Source organism: Actinocrinis sp. (genome assembly GCF_035938995.1).
Lineage (GTDB): Bacteria > Actinomycetota > Actinomycetes > Streptomycetales > Catenulisporaceae > DASZGI01.
Genome location: NZ_DASZGI010000041.1, coordinates 1 through 20,831, shown reverse-complemented (window position 1 = coordinate 20,831; position 20,831 = coordinate 1). Strand labels below are relative to the sequence as shown.

At 69.8% G+C, this 20,831-nt stretch carries 16 protein-coding genes and 1 tRNA gene; 6 read left to right on the top strand and 11 right to left on the bottom strand.

Annotation, left to right across the window (positions count from 1 at the left end):
- Positions 1 to 63 precede the first annotated feature (63 nt).
- The gene (locus VGZ32_RS02790; RefSeq protein ID WP_326884188.1) at positions 64 to 918 is read left to right on the top strand and encodes an oxidoreductase; all 855 of its coding nucleotides are present in this window, start codon (positions 64 to 66) and stop codon (positions 916 to 918) included.
- 65 nt (positions 919 to 983) lie between these two features.
- Here the strand turns inward: VGZ32_RS02790 and VGZ32_RS02785 are convergent, their stop codons facing one another.
- Complete coding sequence (locus tag VGZ32_RS02785; protein ID WP_326884187.1) at positions 984 to 1,571, bottom strand: DUF5324 family protein; 588 nt, start codon at positions 1,569 to 1,571, stop codon at positions 984 to 986.
- A 283-nt stretch (positions 1,572 to 1,854) separates the two neighbouring features.
- Between VGZ32_RS02785 and VGZ32_RS02780 the strand changes: the two genes are divergently transcribed.
- Both VGZ32_RS02780 and VGZ32_RS02775 read left to right on the top strand, forming a co-directional pair.
- Positions 1,855 to 2,397 carry a peptidylprolyl isomerase gene (locus tag VGZ32_RS02780; RefSeq protein ID WP_326884186.1) on the top strand — a complete coding sequence of 181 codons (543 nt, stop codon included), beginning with the start codon at positions 1,855 to 1,857 and terminating at the stop codon, positions 2,395 to 2,397.
- Between the two features lie 95 nt (positions 2,398 to 2,492).
- Positions 2,493 to 3,467 (top strand): rhomboid family intramembrane serine protease, encoded by a 975-nt coding sequence (locus VGZ32_RS02775; RefSeq protein WP_326884213.1) that lies wholly within the window; start codon positions 2,493 to 2,495, stop codon positions 3,465 to 3,467.
- A 187-nt stretch (positions 3,468 to 3,654) separates the two neighbouring features.
- Here VGZ32_RS02775 and VGZ32_RS02770 read toward each other — a convergent pair whose 3' ends face one another.
- Positions 3,655 to 3,900 (bottom strand): cell division protein CrgA, encoded by a 246-nt coding sequence (locus VGZ32_RS02770; protein WP_326884185.1) that lies wholly within the window; start codon positions 3,898 to 3,900, stop codon positions 3,655 to 3,657.
- Positions 3,901 to 4,111: 211 nt separating this feature from the next.
- Between VGZ32_RS02770 and VGZ32_RS02765 the strand changes: the two genes are divergently transcribed.
- Both VGZ32_RS02765 and VGZ32_RS02760 read left to right on the top strand, forming a co-directional pair.
- Positions 4,112 to 4,273 (top strand): hypothetical protein, encoded by a 162-nt coding sequence (locus VGZ32_RS02765; RefSeq protein ID WP_326884184.1) that lies wholly within the window; start codon positions 4,112 to 4,114, stop codon positions 4,271 to 4,273.
- 43 nt (positions 4,274 to 4,316) lie between these two features.
- Entirely contained in the window at positions 4,317 to 4,940 is a 624-nt protein-coding gene (locus VGZ32_RS02760) for an aminodeoxychorismate/anthranilate synthase component II (RefSeq protein ID WP_326884183.1), read from the top strand.
- Between the two features lie 94 nt (positions 4,941 to 5,034).
- Here the strand turns inward: VGZ32_RS02760 and pknB are convergent, their stop codons facing one another.
- The 6 genes from pknB to VGZ32_RS02730 all read right to left on the bottom strand — a co-directional run bounded on the left by pknB (position 5,035) and on the right by VGZ32_RS02730 (position 13,245).
- Positions 5,035 to 6,960 (bottom strand): Stk1 family PASTA domain-containing Ser/Thr kinase, encoded by a 1,926-nt coding sequence (pknB, locus tag VGZ32_RS02755; protein ID WP_326884182.1) that lies wholly within the window; start codon positions 6,958 to 6,960, stop codon positions 5,035 to 5,037.
- Between the two features lie 290 nt (positions 6,961 to 7,250).
- On the bottom strand, positions 7,251 to 8,732 hold the full coding sequence (locus VGZ32_RS02750; RefSeq protein WP_326884181.1) for a peptidoglycan D,D-transpeptidase FtsI family protein: 1,482 nt from the start codon (positions 8,730 to 8,732) through the stop codon (positions 7,251 to 7,253).
- Positions 8,729 to 10,159, bottom strand: coding sequence for an FtsW/RodA/SpoVE family cell cycle protein (locus tag VGZ32_RS02745; RefSeq protein ID WP_414642460.1), 1,431 nt, complete (start codon positions 10,157 to 10,159; stop codon positions 8,729 to 8,731). The genes VGZ32_RS02750 and VGZ32_RS02745 overlap by 4 nt, the downstream gene beginning before the upstream one ends.
- A 63-nt stretch (positions 10,160 to 10,222) precedes the next feature.
- Positions 10,223 to 11,815: a PP2C family serine/threonine-protein phosphatase gene (locus tag VGZ32_RS02740; RefSeq protein WP_326884179.1), complete on the bottom strand. Its 1,593-nt coding sequence runs from the start codon at positions 11,813 to 11,815 to the stop codon at positions 10,223 to 10,225.
- A gap of 15 nt (positions 11,816 to 11,830) precedes the next feature.
- Positions 11,831 to 12,334: an FHA domain-containing protein FhaB/FipA gene (locus tag VGZ32_RS02735; RefSeq protein WP_326884178.1), complete on the bottom strand. Its 504-nt coding sequence runs from the start codon at positions 12,332 to 12,334 to the stop codon at positions 11,831 to 11,833.
- Between the two features lie 68 nt (positions 12,335 to 12,402).
- Entirely contained in the window at positions 12,403 to 13,245 is an 843-nt protein-coding gene (locus VGZ32_RS02730) for a DUF3662 and FHA domain-containing protein (RefSeq protein ID WP_326884177.1), read from the bottom strand.
- Positions 13,246 to 13,624: 379 nt separating this feature from the next.
- Here VGZ32_RS02730 and VGZ32_RS02725 point away from each other — a divergent pair.
- Positions 13,625 to 13,710, top strand: a tRNA-Leu gene (locus tag VGZ32_RS02725).
- A 111-nt stretch (positions 13,711 to 13,821) separates the two neighbouring features.
- On the opposite strand, the gene VGZ32_RS02720 is transcribed toward VGZ32_RS02725, so the two are convergent.
- The 3 genes from VGZ32_RS02720 to VGZ32_RS02710 form a co-directional block, all read right to left on the bottom strand.
- Positions 13,822 to 16,656: a BTAD domain-containing putative transcriptional regulator gene (locus VGZ32_RS02720; protein WP_326884176.1), complete on the bottom strand. Its 2,835-nt coding sequence runs from the start codon at positions 16,654 to 16,656 to the stop codon at positions 13,822 to 13,824.
- A 292-nt stretch (positions 16,657 to 16,948) separates the two neighbouring features.
- A complete protein-coding gene (gene aspS / locus VGZ32_RS02715; RefSeq protein ID WP_326884175.1) occupies positions 16,949 to 18,298 on the bottom strand; it encodes an aspartate--tRNA(Asn) ligase in 1,350 nt (449 codons plus the stop codon).
- 373 nt (positions 18,299 to 18,671) lie between these two features.
- Positions 18,672 to 20,504: a serine/threonine-protein kinase gene (locus VGZ32_RS02710; protein ID WP_326884174.1), complete on the bottom strand. Its 1,833-nt coding sequence runs from the start codon at positions 20,502 to 20,504 to the stop codon at positions 18,672 to 18,674.
- Positions 20,505 to 20,831 lie beyond the last annotated feature (327 nt).

Genomic DNA, 20,831 nt, shown 5'->3' with positions numbered 1-20,831 from the left:
ACGTTCGCGTTCAGTCCACATTGTCGCTTCGCCGCGCGGCGCCGTCGCAAAGGAACTCCGGACATGCCCACGCCCCCGCCTACACCCACGTCCGCCAAGATCGCCCTCGTGACCGGCGCCTCCTCGGGGATCGGCGAGGCCACCGCGCTCAAGCTCCAATCGCTGGGCTACACCGTTTACGGCGCGGCTCGGCGGGTGGATCGCATGGCGCAGCTGGCCGAGCAGGGCGTCCGGGTGTTCTCCATGGACGTCACCGACGACGCGTCGATGGAGGCTGGTGTCGAGCGGATCATTTCGGAATCCGGCCGCATCGACGTCCTGGTCAACAACGCCGGGTATGGGTCGTACGGGGCTGTGGAGGATGTTCCTCTGGACGAAGCGCGCGCTCAGTTCGACGTCAACGTATTCGGCGCCGTCCGGCTTATCCAGCTTGTCTTGCCGCACATGCGGGCGCAGCGCAGCGGCACGATCATCAACATCTCGTCGATGGGCGGCAAGATATACACGCCCTTCGGCGGCTGGTACCACGGCACCAAGTTCGCACTCGAAGCCCTCAGCGACTGCCTGCGGCTGGAGGCGCAACCGTTCGGGATCTCCGTGGTCGTCGTCGAGCCCGGCGGCATCCAGACCGAGTGGGGCGGGATCGCCGCGGACAACCTGCGCAAGGTTTCCGGCCAGACCGCCTACGCCCGCCAGGCCCAGGCCATGGCGAACGCGCTGAACGACGAGTCCAGCTCGCGGCTTTCGGCGCCTTCCGTCATCGCGGACGTCATCGCCAAGGCCGTGACGGCACGCCGGCCCGCGACCCGCTACGCGGCCGGCTTCGGGGCCCGGCCGATGATCTTCCTTCGGTGGATCCTGCCCGACCGTGCCTTCGACGCGCTGATAAGAAGGGTGGTCAGGGTTCCTGCTCGGTAGCGCGGGTGGTTGGCAACGGCCATCCATTGGCGTGCTCAGTGGCGGGCGCGGGCGTGCTTACGTACTTAGTGGCGGGCGTGGTGTTCGGCGCGGGACTGGTCGGTGGCGTCGCCGCCGTCGGGGTCTGACGGGTCGTCGGAGTGCGAGGACGACGTGTCCGTGCTCAGGCCGTGCTCGCCGTGCTCGCGGTCGCCCTCGAGCGTGCTGTGCACGGCGTCGTCCTCGACCCAGTCGTGGCTGCGCGAACGCTGCCAGAGCACGAGGGCCACGCCTGCTGCGGCGCCCGTGACGGTGGCGCACAGCATGAACCAGAGCTTCTTGTGGCCGCTGCGGGCCTGGGCCTTGGCCATCTTCTCCGCGTACGCCTGGCCGCGCGCTGCGGCGAGGACGGCGTTCGCACGGTGCACCGCCTCGGCCCGCGCGGGTGCCGACTTGGTCATCGCCTTCGTGCCGATGCGCGACGACATCTCGGCCGCGGCGGGCAGCAGCTCCTCGCGCACCCGGTGGGTCGCATCGACGACGACCGGGACGACGACGGCTCGGGTCTGGTTCAAGCGCGGCGTGGCGCCATTGCGAAGCGCTGCATAGTGATCGCGGATCCAGGGCTGCATGGCGCCCATCCGGGACGACACGGTTGAGGTTTTAGCGGACACAGCTCGACCCTCCTCGTTCGGACTTTCCTGCGTCTTCCCCGAGTCGGGCCAACTATGCGGTTCTTGCGCTATTCGGACGATCGGACGATTCATCCGCGGTTCACGGATCGTTCGCCGGCGGCGGTCCCGTCACCGGACGGAAACAGTGCCGACCGCGCGGCACGATAAGCATCCGCGGCGTGGGAGGATGTCCGGGGCAGTCGGGACTGGGGTCGGGATCGGGCACCCGGCGGCAGCGCGGGGCGTTCAGGAAGTAACAGCCGAGTCGGAAGCGAGGGCCGTGATGGCCGAGGAGACCTACGCAGTCATCAAGACCAACCACGGGGACATCACCGTAAGGCTTCTGCCGAACCACGCGCCCAAGACGGTGCGCAACTTCGTGGAGTTGGCCGAAGGCACCCGTGAGTGGACTGACCCGCGCACCGGGCAAAAGACGAATGCGCGCCTCTACGACGGGACGGTCTTCCACCGGGTGATCTCCGGGTTCATGGTCCAGGGCGGCGACCCGCTCGGCCAGGGCGTCGGCGGCCCGGGCTACAAGTTCGACGACGAGATCCACCCGGACCTGGCCTTCACCAAGCCGTACCTGCTGGCCATGGCCAACGCCGGCAAGCAGGGCGGCCGGGGCACCAACGGCTCGCAGTTCTTCATCACCGTCGGCACCCCGACCTGGCTCAACGGCAACCACACCATCTTCGGCGAGGTCGAGGACGCCGCCAGCCGCAAGGTGGTCGACGCCATCGCCACCACGCCGACCGGCCCGAACGACCGCCCGCTGAGCGACGCGGTGATCGAGTCCGTCGTGATCGAGCGGCGCCAGTCCTAGAGGCGTCCGTTTCCCAGCCGGCGACGGCCTTCGCCACCGCCTCGCCCTGACCGCGGCCAGCCGCGATTCTCATTCCCGGGGATTGGATCGTGAAGATGCCGTCCGACGAGTCGCCCACGGCGGCGCCCGACACCGAAGGGGTGTCGGGCCCGCCGGTCTGTTTCCGCCATCCGCAGCGCGAGACGTATCTGCGCTGCGCACGGTGCGACAGGTCCATTTGCACCGACTGCATGGTGGCGGCATCGGTCGGCTTTCACTGCCCTGAATGCGTCCGGGACGGCAACCGGGTCGTCCGCCAGCCGCGCACGGTCGCCGGCGGGCGGGCGCAATCCCGCAACGGTGTCGTCACGGTGGTCCTGATCGCCATCTGCGTCGTCATCTTCGGGTTGCAGCAGATCATCGGGGCGGCGTTCACCAACCGCCTGGACCTGCAGGCGATGGCCCCGCACATCGAGTCCCTGCCGAGCAGCAGCGACATAGGCGTGGTCTACGGGGACTGGTACCGGCTGGTCAGCTCGATCTTCGTGCATGCCAACATCGCACACCTGGCGATGAACATGCTCTCGCTGTGGTTCATCGGCCTGCCGGTGGAGGCCAGGCTCGGCCGCACCCGCTATGCGCTGACCTTCTTGACCTGCGGGATCGCGGGGTCGGCGGCGTCCTTCCTCTCCCTGGGAGAGTACGGCAGCAGCCTGGGCGCGTCCGGGGCGATCTTCGGCCTGCTCGGCGTGCTGGCGGTGCTGGCGTTCCGGGAGAAGCTGGACCTTCAGCCGATCATCACCGTGATCATCCTCAATCTGATTTTCAGCTTCACAGTGGGTGGGATCAGCTGGCAGTCGCACGTCGGCGGCCTGGTCTGCGGACTGCTGCTCGGGGTCGCCCTGGCCTACGCACCGCGGGCGCGGACGGTCGTCGCCTGGTTCCGCAACCCGCAGATCGTCATCCCGTCAGCGGTTGGCACCGGACTGCTGCTCATCTCCGCCGTCGCCGTGATCGTGCACACCAAGCAACTCCAGGACACCTACTCGGCGAGCATCCTCGGCGGAAACTGGATCAACCTGCTGCGCTGACGAGAGCGGAGGTCAGCGCGGCAGGACACGGGGTACCGTCACCCGAGAGCTTGATCATTCAGGGTTATCCACAGATGGTGTGAACTTATCCACACTGTGGATACTCCTGTGGAAAATTGCCCGGCGAAGCTGTGGAGCGCGCACTCCGACGACACAGGAGTGCAAGGCGGGGCACAGGAGCCGGTCGTCAGCGCCAGCGGGTCGAGATGACGAAGCCGCCCGCGATGAACGCGAAGCCGATGACCACGTTCCAGGCGCCCAGCGAGGCCGTCCAGTTCAGGCCGAGGTAGTACGCCACCATCCAGGCCAGGCCGATGACGAAGAACGCGACCATGAAGCGGGGGATCCAGGTCGAGGACTCGACCTTGATCTTCTGGACCTTCTGCTCGGGCGGGGTGAAGACCGCCTTCTCCCGGGTCTTCGACTTGGGCACGGAACTCTCCTGGTCACTGACTCATCGACAAGCTGTGCGGCAGACATAGCGTATCGGGGCGGCGGCCATTGGCACAGCGCCGGGGCACTATTCCCCGACCCCGACACGGCTTCGGCTCGAGCACGCGAAGGCCGATTCCTCTAGGTGACCGAACGACTACGCGAATCGTTGTGAAGGTAAGCGATTCGCGAGCACGGAAGGCGGCGGTCCCTTGTACGGCTGGGTCTGGCGGCACCTGCCCGGGGCGGCGTGGGTGAAAGCGCTGGGGATGCTGCTCCTGTTCGCACTCATCGTTTTCGTGCTCTTCCAGTTCGTCTTCCCCTGGGCCGAGCCGCGTCTGCCCTTCGACAACAACGGTTCGCTGAACCAGTAACGCGGACCGAGGCCGGCGCCTCCCGCGCCGTTATCCTGTGCGCATGGCGCGCATCCTGGTGGTCGACAACTACGACTCGTTCGTGTTCAACCTTGTCCAGTACCTCTACCAGCTCGGCGCCGAATGCGAGGTACACCGCAACGACGCGGTCGCCGTGGAGGCCGCGGACGATTTCGACGGCGTGCTGCTCTCCCCGGGGCCGGGCACGCCCGAAGAGGCCGGGATCTGCGTGCCGATGGTGCGCCACTGCGCGCAGGTCGGCAAGCCGCTGTTCGGCGTCTGCCTCGGGCTCCAGTCCATCGCAGTCGCCTTCGGCGCCGTCGTGGACCGCGCTCCGGAGCTGCTGCACGGCAAGACCAGCCCGGTCACGCACGACGGCTCGGGCGTCTTCGCCGGGTTGCCCGATCCCTTCACCGCGACGCGCTACCACTCGCTGGCCATCGAGCCGGACACGGTCCCGGACGAGCTCGTCGTCACGGCTCGCACGGACAGCGGCGTGATTATGGGGATTAGGCACACCGCGCTGCCTATCGAGGCGGTGCAGTTCCACCCGGAGTCCGTGCTCACCGAAGGCGGCCACCGAATGCTGGCCAACTGGCTCATGGTCTGTGGCGACGACAAGGCCGTGGCCCGCTCGGTGGGTCTGGCGCCCGTCGTGCCCGCGTAACAGCTTCGACGAGCCCATGCGACGCAGTCGGCGCCGCCCGAGATTTCGGGCGGCGCCGGTGTCGTTGTCGTCGCGTACTCGTCGTCCCGCGCGGTTAGTTGCCGCCGCCCTTGGACGCGCTCGCGGTCGGCGAGGGGCAGTTCAGGCCGAAGAACGTGCAGGTCGAGGTCGCGCTCGGGGTGTCGGTCGGCGGGTTCTGGTTCGCCGGGCCCTGTGAGACCACCAGGTTGATCGCGGTGCCCTGCTGCTGCTGGCCGGTCGGGCTCTCGCTGATCACCGTTCCGGACGGGTAGGTGTCGCTGTTCTGGTATGTGATCCCGCCGACCGTGAACCCGGCGGTGGTGATCGCGTTCTGCGCGTCGGTCAGCTGGTGCCCGACCACGTTCGGCACGTTCCCGGACTGCTTGCCGTTCGACACGACCAGCACGATCGGGGTGTTCACCGCGACGTCCTTGCCGGCCAGCGAGTTGCCGTTGGTGTCCTGGACGTCGATGACGTTGCCCGACGGGACGGTCTGGCTGGTGGTCGACTGCTCGGTGATGGTGGTGAAGCCGTACTGGGTCAGCGTCTGCTTCACGGCGTCGGCGGTGCGGCTGTTCAGGTCCGTGGTGGCCGGCATCTTGTACTGCTGCGCTCCGGAGGACACGCAGTAGTTGACCGCCTCGCCGGACGTCGCCGCGGCGCCGTTGTTCGGGTTCTGCGACAGGATCTGGCCGTTCGGGTACTGCGTGCTGGACTGGCCGGTGCCGCAGGTGGAGGTGCCGAGCTTGAGGCCGGCCGAGGTCAGCTTCGCGTTGGCGTCGTTGACCGAGAGGCCCACGATGTTCGGGACCGTCGAGGCCTTCGCCCCGCCCCCGCCGCTGCCGAGGATGTTGGCCAGGACCACGGCCGCGACGATGGCGATCACCAGCACGACGCCGAGGATGATGTACCCGGTCTTGTCGCTCTTCTTCTGGCGGCCGCCGCCGGGGCCGTCGGATCGGCGGCGCGGGCCCGGCTCGGCCTCTTCGTCGGCGTACGCCGCGGCCGCGGGCTGGTATTGGGTCGGCTGGTAGCGGGTCGGCGGACCGTAGCCCGCCGTGGCCTGGCCGCCGCCGTACCCGGCAGCGTTGGAGACCACCTGGGTCGGCGCGTTCGCGGCGCCGTATCCGGCGACGAGAGTGGGCGCGGCGGCGATCGGCCGTCCGTCCAGCGCCCGCTCGATGTCCGCGCGCATCTCCTCGGCCGACTGGTAGCGCTCGTCCGGGTGCTTGCCCAGTGCCTTGAGCGTGATCGCGTCCGCGACCGCCGGAACCTCCGGGTCGTGGTGCGACGGCGGCAGCGGAGCCTCACGCACGTGCTGGTACGCCACCGCCACCGGGGAGTCGCCGACGAAGGGTGGCCGGCCGGTGAGCAGCTCGTAGAGCAGGCAGCCGGTCGAGTACAGGTCAGAGCGGGCGTCCACCGTCTCGCCCTTGGCCTGCTCGGGCGACAGGTACTGGGCGGTGCCGATGACCGCGGAGGTCTGGGTCATCGTCATGCCCTGGTCGCCCATGGCGCGTGCGATGCCGAAGTCCATCACCTTGACCGCGCCCTGCCGGGTGAGCATGACGTTCGCCGGCTTGATGTCGCGGTGGATGATCCCGTTGCGGTGGCTGTAGTCCAGCGCCTGGAGTACGCCCGCGGTGATCTCGAGGGCCCGCTCCGGCAGCAGCCGCCGGCCCGAGTGCAGCAGATCGCGCAGGGTGGAGCCGTCGACGTACTCCATGACGATGTACGGCAGGGACAGCCCGCCGATGTAGTCCTCGCCGGTGTCGTACACCGCGACGATCGCCGGGTGGTTGAGCGACGCCGCCGACTGGGCCTCCCGCCGGAACCGAGCCTGGAACGTCGCGTCGCGCGCCATGTCCGCGCGCAGCGTCTTGACCGCGACGGCCCGGCCCAGCCGGATGTCGCGGGCCATGAACACCTCGGCCATCCCGCCGCGACCCAGTACCGCGCCGAGCTCGTACCTGTTGCCCAGGCGACGCGGCTCTTCCATCAGTTCAGCCCTTCCCCTGCCGCCGGCCGCCCGGGCACCTCGCCCGGCCTGATCGGCGATCTTCTGGGTCTTTAGTCCTCGTGTAGCTGCAGTTTTCGGGTGACACTGTTCGTCATGGTGCTGCTTGTGCGGTTGTGCTCCGTCGTGCGGTCGGCGTGCCGCCGGACCGTGCGACCGTACTCAACCCGGTCGGCGCGATTGTTTCACGCCCGGCGCGCGGCGCAGTAGGGAACGCCGCAGCCGCCGCGCGCACCGCGCCACGCGCGGCGCATCAGGCCGACCGCCGCGCCTCACTGCGCGCCGAGCACCGCCTGGATCACGCTCTTCGCGATCGGAGCGGCGAGGGTGCCGCCGTAGACGTCGCCGGCGTTCGGGTTGTTGTCCTGGACCAGCACCGCCACCGCCACCTTGGGATCGTTTGCGGGGGCGAACGCCAGGAACCAGGCCAGGGCGTTCTGCCCGGCGCCGCGCTGGGCGGTGCCAGTCTTCCCGGCGACTTGGACGCCGTTGATCTGGGCCGCGGTTCCGGTCCCGTTCTGCACGACCGAGACCATCATGTCCCTCAGCTGGTTCGCCTGGTCCGACGTGATCGGGTTGTACAGCTGATTCGGATTCGTGGTGGACAGCACGTTGCCCTTCGTGTCCAGTTCCTGCTTGACCAGGTAGGGCTGCATGATCACGCCGCCGTTGGCCACGCCCGCGGCGATCATCGCCCCTTGCAGCGGGGTCATCCGGTCGTTGAACTGGCCGATCGCGGACTGCGCGGCCTGGGCCTGGGACAGCCCGGTGGGCACCACGGACTGGGCGGCCGGCATCGGGACGCTCGGGCCGGCCTGGTCGAAGCCCCACTTCTGCGCCTCGGCCTGGAGCTTGGCGCCGCCGAGGTCGAGGCCGAGCTGCCCGTAGATGGTGTTGCAGGACTGGGTGAAGGCGTCGATCAGGACGGTGCTGGCGCAGGTCTCGCCTTGGTCGTTCTGGATCGTCGCGGTGCTGCCCGGCAGGTTCAGCAGGTCGACCGGGGCGTTGATGTTCGTGTTCTCGTTCACCGGGTTGCCGCCGACGCCGTTCTGCATCGCCGCCGCCGAGGTGATGATCTTGAAGGTGGAGCCGGGCGGGTAGGTCTGCGCGAGCGCCCGGTCCAGGTTCGGCTGGAGCGGGTCGGCGTTGAGCGCGTTGGCCGCCTGGGCCGCGGCCGAGGTGTTGTGCGAGGCCAGCGCGTTGGGGTCGTAGGTCGGTTCCGAGACCAGGGCCAGGATCGCTCCGGTCTTCGGGTCCAGCGCCACCACCGCGCCCTCGACCTCCTTGCCGCCGCCGACGTTCGCCAGACCGTTGGCCGCGGCCTGCTGCGCGGCGCCGTTGAGGGTCAGCACGACCGATCCGCCGCTGCGGCTCTTGTCCTGGATCTGGTTCAGGAACTGCTGCGTGGAAAGCCGGGGGTCGGTGCCCTGAAGCAGCGCGTTCTCGTACTTCTCGATCGAGGTCGAGCCGTAGTTGATGGAGAAGTATCCGGTCGCCTGCGCGTAGAGCTGACCATCCGAGTACTGCCTTAGGTACTTGAGCGTGTCACTCGTCGCGACTGATGTGGCGATCGGCTTGCCGTCGACGATGATCGAGCCGCGCGGGTACTTGTACGCGTAGATCAGGTTGCGCGCGTTGTCCGAGTGCTGCGAGTACGAGGAGGCGCTGACCACCTGGATGTAGTTCGCGTTCACGAACAGCGCGGCGAACAGGGCGAGGCAGAAGATCGCCACCTTCTTGATCGGCCGGTTCACGCCTTCACCACCTGGGTCATCTCGTCGCTGAGCGGGATGGCCGGCGGGAGCGGCCGCCGCGCCGCGTCGGAGATCCGCAGCAGCAGGGCCACCAGGATCCAGTTCGCGATGAGCGCCGAACCGCCGTATGCGAGGAACGGCATCGGCAGGCCGGTCATCGGGATCAGCCGCATCACGCCGCCCGCCGTGATGAAGACCTGGAGGCAGAAAGTCACCGCGAGGCCCGCGCCGAGCAGCTTGCCGTAGGGGTCGCGCACCAGCATGGCGGCCTTCACGCCGCGCACCACGATCATCGCGTAGGCGATGAGCAGGGCGGTGAGCCCGACCAGCCCCAGCTCCTCGCCGACCGTGTCCAGGATGAAGTCGGCGTTGTTGGCGAAGCCCACCTGGGTCGGGTAGCCCTGGCCGAGCCCGGTCCCGAACAGCCCGCCGTTGGCGAAGGCGTACATGGACTGGGCGATCTGCCGGGTGGTGTTGTGCACGTCGGAGAACGGGTGCAGCCAGGAGGTCACCCGGACCATGACGTGCGGGGAGATCTTCGCCACGATCGTGGCGCCGCCGACGAACAGCAGGACGCCGAACAGCAGCCAGCTGGTGCGCTCGGTGGCCATGTACAGCATGATCACGAAGGCGCCGAAGAACATCAGCGAGACGCCGAGGTCGGTCTCCCGGATCAGCACCAGCATCGCGAACCCCCAGCAGACCAGGATCGGCCCGAGGTCGCGGCCGCGCGGCAGGTAGACGCCCAGCACCCGGCGGCTCGCCAACGCCAGCGCGTCCCGCTTCGCGTGCAGGAACGCGGCGAAGAAGCTGACCAGCAGCAGCTTGCCGAACTCGGCCGGCTGCACCGAGAAGCCGCCGAGCCGGATCCAGCTGCGGGCGCCGTTCACCTCGGAGATGCGTGCGGGCAGCACCGCCGGCAGGCCGACCAGGAACAGGCCCACGAGCGCGGAGATATAGGTGTACCGCTGCAGGACCCGGTGGTCGCGGATGATGATCAGGACCGCGATGAACACGACGAGACCGACGACGGTGTAGATCGCCTGGGTCGGCGCCGCCCCGCCCTTGGGCGCGAGCTTGTTGGCGATGTTGTAGGGGTCGAGCCGGTGGATCAGGACCAGTCCGAGCCCGTTGATCATCGCGGCGACCGGAAGGATCACCGGGTCGGCATAGGGCGCGAAGCGGCGCACCACCAGATGCGCGGCGAGCAGCACGACGCCGAATTCGACGCCGAGGGCCGTCAGGTTCGACGGGTACTTCCCGGTCATCGCCTGATCGACGTTCGCGTACGCGAACAGGCCGATGGCGAGCGCCAGCAGAAGCAGCAGGGCCTCGACGTTCCGGCGCTTGGGGATCTCCGGCTCGTTGGCCGACACCGCGAGCGGCGGCGGCACGGCCGGCCCCGGCGGTGTGGTGGTCATCGACATCGCGTTCCTGTCATCCCTCAAGTGCGGACGTCACCGGACCCTCGGGCGGTTCCGGCCCCCGGCTCAGCTCGGGCCCACACCCGGGCAGCCGGCGGCGAGCTGGTTGGCGGTCACCGCACTGGGGCTCACGGATGGGGAGGGGGTTGGGTTCGCCGTCGGGCTGTTGGCCGCCCCCTTGCCGCCCGGCGAGACCGGCGGCGTCGAGCTCTTGCCGAGCGCCGGAGACCCGGGAGTCGTCCGCGGGGCGCCGGTCGGACCAGTGCTCGGCGGGACCGGCGGCGACGACGAGGGCGTGGCTGACAGCGCTGCGCAGGTGGCGCCGAGCACGGAAAGGGTGTGCACTATCGACTGCGCGTCGGAGAGGCTGGTCGCGGTGATGGAGCCGCGCACCCGGGTCTGGTTGGCGGTCGGCAGGGTGCTGACTTCGACCTTCGGGTCCGTCGAGTACACGTGGGAGAGCTTGAACCCGACGACCGAGCCCGTGACGCCCTGGTAGATGGCGACCTGCCCGTTGTCGTCCGCGACGTAGTACTGCTGCTGGGTCCAGTAGTACGCGCCGCCGCCCAGCGCGCCGAGCACGGCCACGCACACCACGGTGACGATCGTCGGCTTGATCCAGCGGTTGCGCCTGCGCTCCTCGGCCTCCTCGCCGGCGACCGGCTCCCCTGGATTCCGCGCGGCGTCGTTCTCGCGCCGATTCGTGCGCCGCAGCCGGGCCGCGCGACCGGCCGGAGTGTCGCCGGGGATCTCGTCCCCGGCCGGCGCCGCATCCTGACCGGGGGGAACGGCCGGCATAACAGCGGTCTGCGACTGGGGAGAGCCGAAGGTCGGCAGCCCGCCGCGGTGCTCGGCCGCCGCGCCCACGACGACCGGCATCTCGATGTACTGGGTGTCCGCGTTGGGCGACGCGCCCTGGCCGTGGAACGAGGAGTCGAACAGGTCCGCGATGATGCAGGTCACGTTGTCCGGGCCGCCGGCGCGCAGGGCCAGCTGTATGAGTGCTTCGGCGGCTTGGTGCGGGTCGGCGTATCCGGCGAGGGTCTGCTCGAGGGTGTCGAAGGACACGAAGCTGGACAGGCCGTCGCTGCAGAGCATCATCCGGTCGCCGGGCTGGGCGTCGGTGAGCGACAGATCGGCGTCGGCGACCTGGCCGCGGCCGTCCAGCGCCCGCATGAGCAGCGAGCGCTGCGGGTGGTGGCCCGCCTCCTCCTCGCTGATCCGGCCCTCGTCGACCAGCCGCTGCACCCAGGTGTGGTCGGACGTCAGCTGTTCGAGCCGCCCGCCGCGCAGCCGGTACGCCCGCGAGTCGCCGATGTGCGCGAACGCGATGCGGTCCTCGCCGAACAGGAAGGCGGTGAGCGTCGTGCCCATGCCCTCCAGCTGCGGGTTGTCGGTGATGATCGTGTGCAGCCGCTCGTGCGCCTCGTGGATCCGGTCGGCCAGCGCCTGGATCGGGTCGCCGGGCAGCGGCCCGCCCGGCGCGTCGAGCTGCGCCATCGTCCGCACCACGACCGAGGAGGCCAGTTCGCCGGCCGCCTGGCCGCCCATGCCGTCCGCGACGACCAGCAGCCGGGGCCCGGCGTAACCCGAGTCCTCGTTGCCGTCGCGGATCAGGCCGACATGGGAGCGGGCCGCATAGCGCAGGGACAGGCTCATCAACGTTTTCTTCCGCTACTTCCGCAGCTCGAGGACGGTTTTGCCGATACGGATCGGCACACCCACCGGGACCGGGGTGGGAGCTATGATCTTGGTCCGGTCCAGGTACGTGCCGTTGGTGGAGCCGAGGTCTTCGACCACCCACTGTCCCGAGGAGTCCGGGAAGATCCGGGCGTGCCGGCTGGAGGCGAAGTCGTCGTCGAGCACGATCGTGGAGTCGTGGGCGCGGCCCAGGGTGATCTGCTGGGCGCCGAGCGGGACGCTGGTGCCCGCCAGGGAGCCGGCGGTCACCGCGAGCTGCGTGGGCACGCCGCGCCGGGAGCGGCCGGGCGTCTGCTGGCCGGCCAGCGCGGACGGCGGCAGCGGGCGGGGCGCGGTGCGGCCGCCGCGGACCCGGTTGAGCCGGGCGCCGGCCGCGCCGAACAGGTCGGTGCGGATCACCGCGAGCGAGAACAGGACGAAGAGCCAGAGCACCACCAACAGCCCCAGCTTCATCACGGTGAGCGTGAGACCGGTCATCGTCCTAACTCCTCGGGTGCCGCGTTACTGCCCTGCCTGCCGCTGCCGGGTCCGCCGACCCTATCGCCTTACGCCTGCCGGAAGACGATAGTCGTGTTGCCGAGATGGATCACCGACCCGTCCCGCAGCTGAGCCTGGCGCACGTGCTGGTCGTCCACCACGATCCCGTTCGTCGAGCCCAGATCCGAGATGACCGACGGCGAGCCGGTGCGGATCTCGGCGTGACGGCGCGACACGGAGGGGTCGTCCACACGCAGGTCCACGTCGGTTCCTCGGCCCATAGACGTCACCGGGCGGGTGAGCGGATGCCGGACGCCGTTGATTTCCACCCAGAAGGCGGGGGCCGCGGGCGCGACAGGGGCGGGCGGCGGGGGGTATCCGCCGGGAGCAGGGTACTGAGGTGCGGGCGGCATCTGCATCGGGGCCTGTGGCGGCGGGGGGTAGCCACCCATCCCGCCCATCGGGGGTTGCGCACCATAGGGCGGCGGATACCCCGCAGGCTCCGGATAACCCCCTCCCGGACCGGGCATCTGCACCACTCCGGCCAGGGCCTGCGACCGGATCCGGAACATGCCGGTGGCCAGGTCGGGGGCGCGCTCGAACTTCACCTCGACCGGCCCGACGAACATGTAGCGCTGGTCGCGTCCGTGCTCCTGGACCAGGTCGGCGAGTTCCGCCGACAGCGCCGCCGCGTACGTCGTGAGCCGGTCGTAGTCGTGGTCGCCCAGCTCGACGGTGAAGTCGTTCGGGACCATGGTGCGGCCGCGGCTGACCACCGCCGCGCGGTCGTCGCACTCGCGTTGCAGGGCGCTGGCGATCTCGACGGGCTGGACCTCTGACTTGAAGGCTTTCGCGAAGGCGCCGTTGACCAACCCCTCAAGGCGACGCTCGAAGCGCTGTAGAACTCCCACGGACACCCCCTTCAGGCGTATAGGCGGTCGGCGCTCCGGCGTCGCGACGGATGTCGCGGCCGCGGGGACGACCGGGCGGCTGCTGCGTTTTGCAACTCGTACTCTCTCATTCTGGGAGCGTCCGCGGCACCGTCGCGCCCGATCGGGTGAGCTCACCGTGTCAAAAAGGGCATGACGAGCTGACGACCCGCCACTGATCGTATCGGCGGCGCGGCGCCGGGGCCCATCAGACTGTCCTCCTCCTGCCCCTTCCCGGCTCCGTCAACGCGCTCTCACCCGGAGAAACGCCCAGCTCCGCGCCCAGGTTCCAACCCTCCCCCGACCCCCGCAAACGGATTGGGGCCACGGCCGGTCGACATGCTATGGTCATTCCCGTTGCGCGCGAGTGGCGGAATGGCAGACGCGCTGGATTCAGGTTCCAGTGCCCGCAAGGGCGTGGGGGTTCAACTCCCCCCTCGCGCACCAGCAGATTCGAATCTCTCAGCGGAGGCGGCGGTGACCACCTCCGCTTGAATTTTGGCCTTTCCCGGCCACCGGTCTTCGGCGGCAGAGTTCTGATTGTCGTCTCCGCCCGATTCATCCCTCGGAGCGGTTTTCGGATCGGGATCGGTCGGCCGCCAGGGTCTCGTCCACGACGGTCTCGAGGGGGACGTCGCGCGCTTCCGCTGTGACTGCGGTGGCGCGTTGACCGAGTGCTGCGTGGGCTTTCGCGAGGGTCTGGTCGCGGTCGGCGATCTCGTCCTGCACGAAGAGGGGGGCGCCGAGGCGGACGCGTTCACGTTCGCAGACGGTCAGGAGGCGCAGGGCTTCGGTTGCGTGGCCTTGCTCCGCTTCCAGACTGGCTAGAGCCTCGAGCATGTCGAGCATTCCCTCGGCCAGATCGAGGTCGCGGTAGAGGGCGAGGCTCTGCGTGTATTGGCATCGTGCCTGTTTTTGGTTCCCGGAGAGGCGGGCGATGCGGCCGAGGTTGCTCAGCGTCGCCGCCTCGCCGCGGCGGTCGCCGATGGCTTGGCAGTTCTCCATCGCGGCGCCGAAGGTCTCGCCTGCCTCCTCGATCCTGCCGAGGCAGCGCAGCGCCAGACCGATGTTGTTGAGGGCTGACCCGTAGCGCAGCCGGTCTCCGGCCTCCTCGGCCAGGCGGCAGCTCTCTCTGCCGTAGCGCAGCGCCGCGTCGAAGTCCTGGAGCGCGATCGCGGTCACGCACAGTCCGCCGAGCGCCGAGATGAGGCCGGTCCGCTCGGACAGCGCCTGGTAGACCGCCAGGCACTGCTCGCCGAGGTCGCGGGCTTCGGCGTAGTCGCCGCTGTTGCGGGTCAGCGCGGCGGCGGCGCGCAGAGCGGAGCCGCGCAGCCTGGTGGGCGTCGGGTCGGTCGCGGCGAGGGCTCGGCGGAGCCAGCCGCGCCCTTCGCTCATCAGCCCGCGCGTCCACCAGTACCACCACAGTGGACTGGAGATCTCCAGCGCGCGCATCGGGTCGGCGCCCTCGCCCAGGCACCACTCCAGCGCGGCGCGCAGATTGCCCTCTTCGAGGTCGAGGCGCCGCACGAGCTCCGCATGGTCGTCGCCGCCGAACTGCGCAGCGCCCTCCGCCAGCGTGACGCACCAGGCGGCGTGCCGGTCCCGGATGTCCTCCGTCTCCCCGGCCTCGGCGAGGCGTTCGGCGGCGTACTGGCGCACGAGCTCCAGCATCACGAAGCGCACGCCGTCCCGGCCCCGGTCCGCGGTGAGAACGGACTGGTCGACCAAGCGGGCGAGGACGTCCAGTGTCGCGTGCATGTCTGACGTCGTCTCGCCGGCGACGGTTTCGGCGGCCTCCTGGCGAAAGCCGCCCGCGAAGACCGACAGCCGCCGGAAGAGCGCCTGCTCCTCCGGGGCGAGCAACTGGTAGCTCCAGTCGATCGCCGCGTGCATGGTGTGATGTCGGTCCGGTGCCGTGCGCGAGCGGCGATCAGCCAATGTGAGCCTGTGCTCCAGCCGCTGACCGATGTGGGTGGCCAGCTCGGGCAGCGACATCGTGCGCAGCTGGGCCGCCGCCAGTTCGATGGCGAGTGGCAGGCCGTCCAGGAGTCGGCACAGCCGTCCGGCCGCGGCGGCGTTCCGCGCGGTGACGGCGAACCCTCCCAGAGCGGCGGCGCCGCGGTCCGAGAGAAGCCGGATCGCCTCGCTGTGCACGGCAACCGCCGCCTCGTCCTCCTCGGCCGGGACGCGCAAACCGGTCAGCGGCCAGACCTGTTCGCCGTCGATGCCGAGCGGCTCGCGGCTGGTGGCCAGGATCCGCAGCCCGGCGCACCGGCCTAGGAGCCGCGCCGCCAGCGCCGCGCTGCCGTCGATCACGTGCTCGCAGTTGTCCAGCACGATCAGTGCCCGCATTCCGCGCAGCTGGTCCGCGACCGCCTGCGCCGGGGACAGTCCGGGGCGAGGGCGCACGGAGAGCTCCGCGGCGAGCCGTTCGGCCACCGCGCCGCCCGGCGGCAGCGGCGCGAGTTCTATCACGAACACGCCGTCCGGATGGTCGATCACGGTGTCCCTGGCCAGCTCCAGCGCCAGCCGGGTCTTGCCGCACCCACCGGGCCCGGTGAGGGTGAGCAGCCGGGACCGGCCGAGCCGGTCGGCAAGGCGCTCCAGCTCCCCGCGGCGGCCGATGAACCGGCTCGGCGGGGTGGGGATCGCGGTCGGCGGATCGAGCGTCGGGTCGCGCCGGGAGATCGCCCGGGCCAGCGCCGTGACGGCTGCGGCCGGCTCGGTACCGAACTCGTCCGCGAGGCGCTGCAGCAGCATGTCGTACGCGGCCTGTGCGTCGTTGATCCGTCCGCAGCGATAGAGCGCGAGCAGATACAGCCCGGCCAGCCGTGGCCGCCCTGGATACTCCGCGACCAGCCCGGACAGCTCGGGTGCGGCCTGCGCGTGCCTCCCGAGTCCGAGTTCCACCTCAAGCTTGTCCTCGAGTGCAGAGAGGCGCAGCTCGGAGAGCGTTACCCGGGCCGCGGCCACGTCCGACCCGGCTGCCACACCTCCGTAGGGCTCGCCGTGCCAGAGAGCGAGCGCGGAAGACAGGTCAGCGGCGGCCTGTGCCGGACGCTGCGTGAGGAGCGGGCCGACGTCTCGCAGAGCGGACTCGAACCGGTGCGCGTCGATCTCCTCCTCGGCGACGTCGACGCGGTAGCCCGAAGTCGTGGTGACCAGCCGGTCGCGCAGCACTCTGCGCAGCGCCGAGATGTGCATCTGCAGCGCGGCGACCGCGGTCGGCGGTGGGTCCTCGTCCCACACCTGGTCGATCAACCGCTGCACGGAGACAGCCCGGCCCGCATGGGTCAGCAGCGTGCCCAGCACGGCGCGAGGTCGCGGTCCACCCAGGCGCGCTGGTACCCCGTCGACCAGGACTTCCAGCGGCCCCAGCACACGGAATTCCACCCAAGGCCCTCCCTGAGCCGAGATCTTTGGTCGATCTTTGGTCGGGACGCGGAGGCTGGGCGCGCCAGGGGGGATGCCGCGTGGGGCGGCATTTAGGTCAGGCGGGCGCCTACCGCCGGTCGCGTAGCAGCTTCAGTGTAGGCGCCTGCCTGGCGGCACTCCCGGAATTGCTGGGGGGAAGAAGCCTGATGCGCGTTCGGCCTTAGCCGGCCTGGGAGCGCTTGGACGCGATGCCGTCGGCCCGTGCGGAGGCCGGCGGCTTTTCGCGTCACCGTTCGGGCCACCTTTCGCGTCACGGGCTCAGCCGGTTCAGGTCGCGCGGGAAGAGCGTGACCCGCCGGACGTTGTCCGCGCCGACCAGCCGGGCGGTCCACCGCTCCAGACCGAGGGCGAAGCCGCCGTGCGGGGGCATGCCGTGCCGGAACGCGTCGAGGTAGCCGGCGTACGGCTCGGGCGACTCGCCGCGCGCCGCCAGCGCCGCGAGGTAGTCGTCGTAACGGTGCAGCCGCTGGCCCCCGGTGACCAGCTCCAAGCCACGGAAGAGCAGGTCGAAGCTGTTCGAGTACTCCGGCCAGCCGGGCTCGGGGTAGGTGTAGAACGGCCGCTTGGCCATCGGGTAGCCGGTCACGAAGAGAAACTCGCTGCCGTACTCACGCTGCGCCCATGCCGAGAGCCAGCGCTCGTGCGCCGGGGCGAGGTCCGGTTCGCCGCGCGGGTCTTGTTCAACGTGCTCGGCGAGCAGTTCCTGTGCCTCGACGAAGTGGATCTCCGGGATCCGCTGTGGCACCTCGGGCAGCTGAACGTCCAGCAGCGCGCACTCCGCACCGGCCCGCCGCGTGATCTCTTCCACCATGCCCACGAGCGCTTCGCGCAGGACGGCCATCACGTCGCGGTGGCCGGTGATGAAGCCCAGCTCGGCGTCCAGGGAGGTGTACTGCGCCAGATGCCGCGCGGTGTCGTGCGGCTCGGCCCGGAAGACCGGGCCGGTCTCGTAGACCCGCTCGAACACGCCGACCATCGCCTGCTTGAAGAACTGCGGGGACTGAGCCAGGTACGCGCGGGTGCCGAACCAGTCGAGCCCGAAGACGTTGGCGCCGGACTCGGTTGCCGAGGCCACGACCTTCGGGGTGTGGATCTCGGTGAAGCCGAGAGTGTCGAGCGCTGTCCGGAATCCCGCCACGGACGCGGCCGAGATGATGTGGGGGGCGCGCAGCAGCGGGTGACGCAGCGCGACGGGGGCGTGGTCGAGGATCGTCGGCAGGGTCGCGGCCACCGTCGGCCGATAAAGGTCGAATGGCGGAGCGGCCGCCGGCCCGGACAGGACCGTCACGGTGGGTTCGGTCACCTCGACACCGCCGGGTGCCTGCGCGTTGGCGGTCGCGGTTCCGGTGATGCGCACGACGGTCTCTTCGGGGATCTCCTCGAGCGCAGTCGTCTCAAAAGAAGCCGTCTCAAAAGCAGCCGTCCCGTGCGGACCGGTGAACACCGCCTGGGCCAGCCGGGAGCGGTCGCGCAGGATGAGGAAGGTCACCGCCTTCAAGACGCGTCGACGGTGCAGCCAGCCTTCGAGGGTGACCGGGTGGCCGACGCGGCGGGGGAGTTCGGCCGCCAGCGCGCGGGCGGCTGGTTCGGTGGAGATCATCACAAGCCTCTGGTGAGTGAGTGGTGATCCCTTGGAAGCGCGGGCGAGAAGGGGACTCGCGGTGCCACCGCACTTTCGCCGCCGCCGGTGAGCGGCGGCCTCGAGGAGCCCGGTGACGGGGGCAGGCCGGCGGGGCATTGGACGCCGGACCGTCGCGGCGGGCGTCGTTCCTCCCCGCGCTCGGGAGGGTCTTCGCCGCCGGGGCAGGGCCGCTTTTCCAGCTGCGGGCGGCTCTCTCTGCCTGCCTGATCCGTCGGTTACTCGTCTCCGTCAGCGCTTTGACGTGAGGATAGGCGGCTGCGCCGGGCGTGGCCAACCTATTTTCCGGTCGGCAGTGGATCGCAAGTACGCCGCGCGGACCGGCTCGGCGAGATCAGGGGTAGCTGATGCTCGGGCTGTCCTGGTTGTGCGTGTTGTTGTCGGCATTGACGCCGGCTGTCACGAAGTAGGTGCTGGACGGCGGACCGAACGGGCCGGTGACCAGAGTGCACGGAGATCCGTTGCAGTTCGTCACGGTGTTGTCGACGATGTTGCCGGTGTTCGCGTCGATCAGGCTCACCGAGATGGTCTGCATCTGGACGCCTCGCGTCGAATCGAAGTCGCCGCGCCCGTAGAGCATGTGGTCGGTGCCCAGGCCGATGCAGGAGGTCTTGCGGATGCCGATGTTGTTGGAGCTCGACTGGCAGTGCCAGGTGATGGTGATCTGCCCCTGAGGGCTGGTCGCGACGGACGTGGGCGACGGGGCGACGGGTGGGGCGTTGTCGGCGGTCACCGACGGGCTTGGCGAACTGGTCGGGCTCGCCGAGGCGTTGACCCCCGGTATGAGCCCGAGCCCGGCGGTTATCGTGCCGGTCGGAGCGGGTGCGGCCACGATCTTGGCAGGGCCGCCCGGAGCCACTCCGCGGCCGGAGTTCTCGACCAGCGCCGCGGCCACGATGCCGACCACGACGATGAGCGCCCCGATCCCGAACTCGGCCCGGCGTGAGCGGCGTCTTCGCCCGCCGCTGACGCTCGCCACCGGTTCGGCCGTCCGGCGCGCGCCGAGCCCCGCGGATTCCATCATCGCGCCGCTGGTCAGTGCCATGGTGGCGCTGGCCAGGGCCCGGTCGATGAGCGCGCTGTCGAGTATCGCCGTGGGGGCCCCCGAACCCGCGGCCGGCATCTCGGCTGCCGACACCGGGCCGTCGAGGCCGGCCGTCGGGAAGTTGAGCGGCAACATGCCCGGCGCCGAGACGTCCAGCGCTGAGGGATCCAGGGCGGCGACGTTGAGCACCGTCGTGGGAGCGTCGATGCCCGCCTGTGGCATGTGGAATACCGCGGTCGGGAGATCGGGAACGGGCCCTGGAACACCGAACGCCCGGGTCGGCTCGTCGCCGGTCTCCCGCCGCGGCAGCGGCACCGGGTCGCTGAGCGGGCCGACGTCACGCAGAAGCGCGGCGAGCTCGGACGCGCTCGGCCGGTGTTGCGGGTTCTTGTCGAGGCAGGCCGCGATGGGAAGCCAGAGCGGATTGGGCAGGCCCGGAATCGACGGCGGCTGAGCGACCTGGTGCAGCTCGGCGATGACGGCCGGGTCGAGCCCGACGAACGGCGGACGGCCGGAAAGCACCTCGTACAGGATGATGCCGACCGCGTAGATGTCGGACGCCAAGGTCGCCGGTGCGCCCGGCGGCAGTTCGGGGGCCCGATACTCGGCGGGCGGCATGGCCATGTCCCGCACCAGGTGCGCGATGCCGAAGTCCGACACGTACACGGTGGGGAAGCCGTCCGCGACCGATTCGACGATCACGTTGGCTGGCTTGAGGTTCCCGTGCGCGATGCCGACAGCGTGGGCGGCGGCCAGCGCGTCGCAAAGCTGCGCCATGATCTGAGCGGCGATCGCGGGCGGCATCGGGCCGTTGCGGTAGAGCAGCGTCATCAGGCTCTCGCCGCGCACCAGGCGTGAGACGAGGGCGAGCTGGCCTTCGCGCGCCACCACCTCGTCGGCGGCGAGGATGTTCGGGTGGTGGAGCGTGCTGATGGCCGCGAGCACCGTGTAGAAGCGGCTGACCGCGACGGCGTCCATCACCAGCTCTGGGCGCAGCGCCTTGACCGCGCAGTCGGCTCCGGTCCTCAGGTCACGGGCGCGCCATACCGCGCCCGAGGCACCCGACCCGATGCCTTCGAGAACTTCGTAGCGATCGCTGAATCGCCACTCCGGATGTGCCATGCGCCGCCCTGTCGTTCGTCGAGCGCCGTTGTGGATCGCGTGCATTCTATGGAGCGCGGCGCGAAACGTGAACGCAGACTCATGAAAATTCGGGAACATCCTGGCATCGGCGTCGCGACCAGCGCGTCCTGCAGAAAGAAACTCAACAGGTGTCTTATCGGTCCCTTCCTTGACACCGCCGGGACTGAATCAGGGCCACCCCGCGCCGCCCGCACTCGGTCTCCACACGTGGAGGACCTACTATGCGGCATCGGAATCCACGTGTCGAGAAAGGACCCTGATCTCCTCCCGCAGCTGCCCGGCCCGCTCGCTCCGACCGGCCTGTTC

Excerpts from the sequence above, each read along its gene's own strand:
- VGZ32_RS02790 (WP_326884188.1), top strand. The coding sequence starts at position 64 with ATGCCCACGCCCCCGCCTACACCCACGTCCGCCAAGATCGCCCTCGTG.
- VGZ32_RS02780 (WP_326884186.1), top strand. The coding sequence starts at position 1,855 with ATGGCCGAGGAGACCTACGCAGTCATCAAGACCAACCACGGGGACATC.
- VGZ32_RS02775 (WP_326884213.1), top strand. The coding sequence starts at position 2,493 with ATGCCGTCCGACGAGTCGCCCACGGCGGCGCCCGACACCGAAGGGGTG.
- VGZ32_RS02760 (WP_326884183.1), top strand. The coding sequence starts at position 4,317 with ATGGCGCGCATCCTGGTGGTCGACAACTACGACTCGTTCGTGTTCAAC.
- pknB (WP_326884182.1), bottom strand. The coding sequence starts at position 6,960 with ATGGAAGAGCCGCGTCGCCTGGGCAACAGGTACGAGCTCGGCGCGGTA.
- VGZ32_RS02745 (WP_414642460.1), bottom strand. The coding sequence starts at position 10,159 with ATGTCGATGACCACCACACCGCCGGGGCCGGCCGTGCCGCCGCCGCTC.
- VGZ32_RS02740 (WP_326884179.1), bottom strand. The coding sequence starts at position 11,815 with ATGAGCCTGTCCCTGCGCTATGCGGCCCGCTCCCATGTCGGCCTGATC.
- VGZ32_RS02735 (WP_326884178.1), bottom strand. The coding sequence starts at position 12,334 with ATGACCGGTCTCACGCTCACCGTGATGAAGCTGGGGCTGTTGGTGGTG.
- aspS (WP_326884175.1), bottom strand. The coding sequence starts at position 18,298 with ATGATCTCCACCGAACCAGCCGCCCGCGCGCTGGCGGCCGAACTCCCC.
- VGZ32_RS02710 (WP_326884174.1), bottom strand. The coding sequence starts at position 20,504 with ATGGCACATCCGGAGTGGCGATTCAGCGATCGCTACGAAGTTCTCGAA.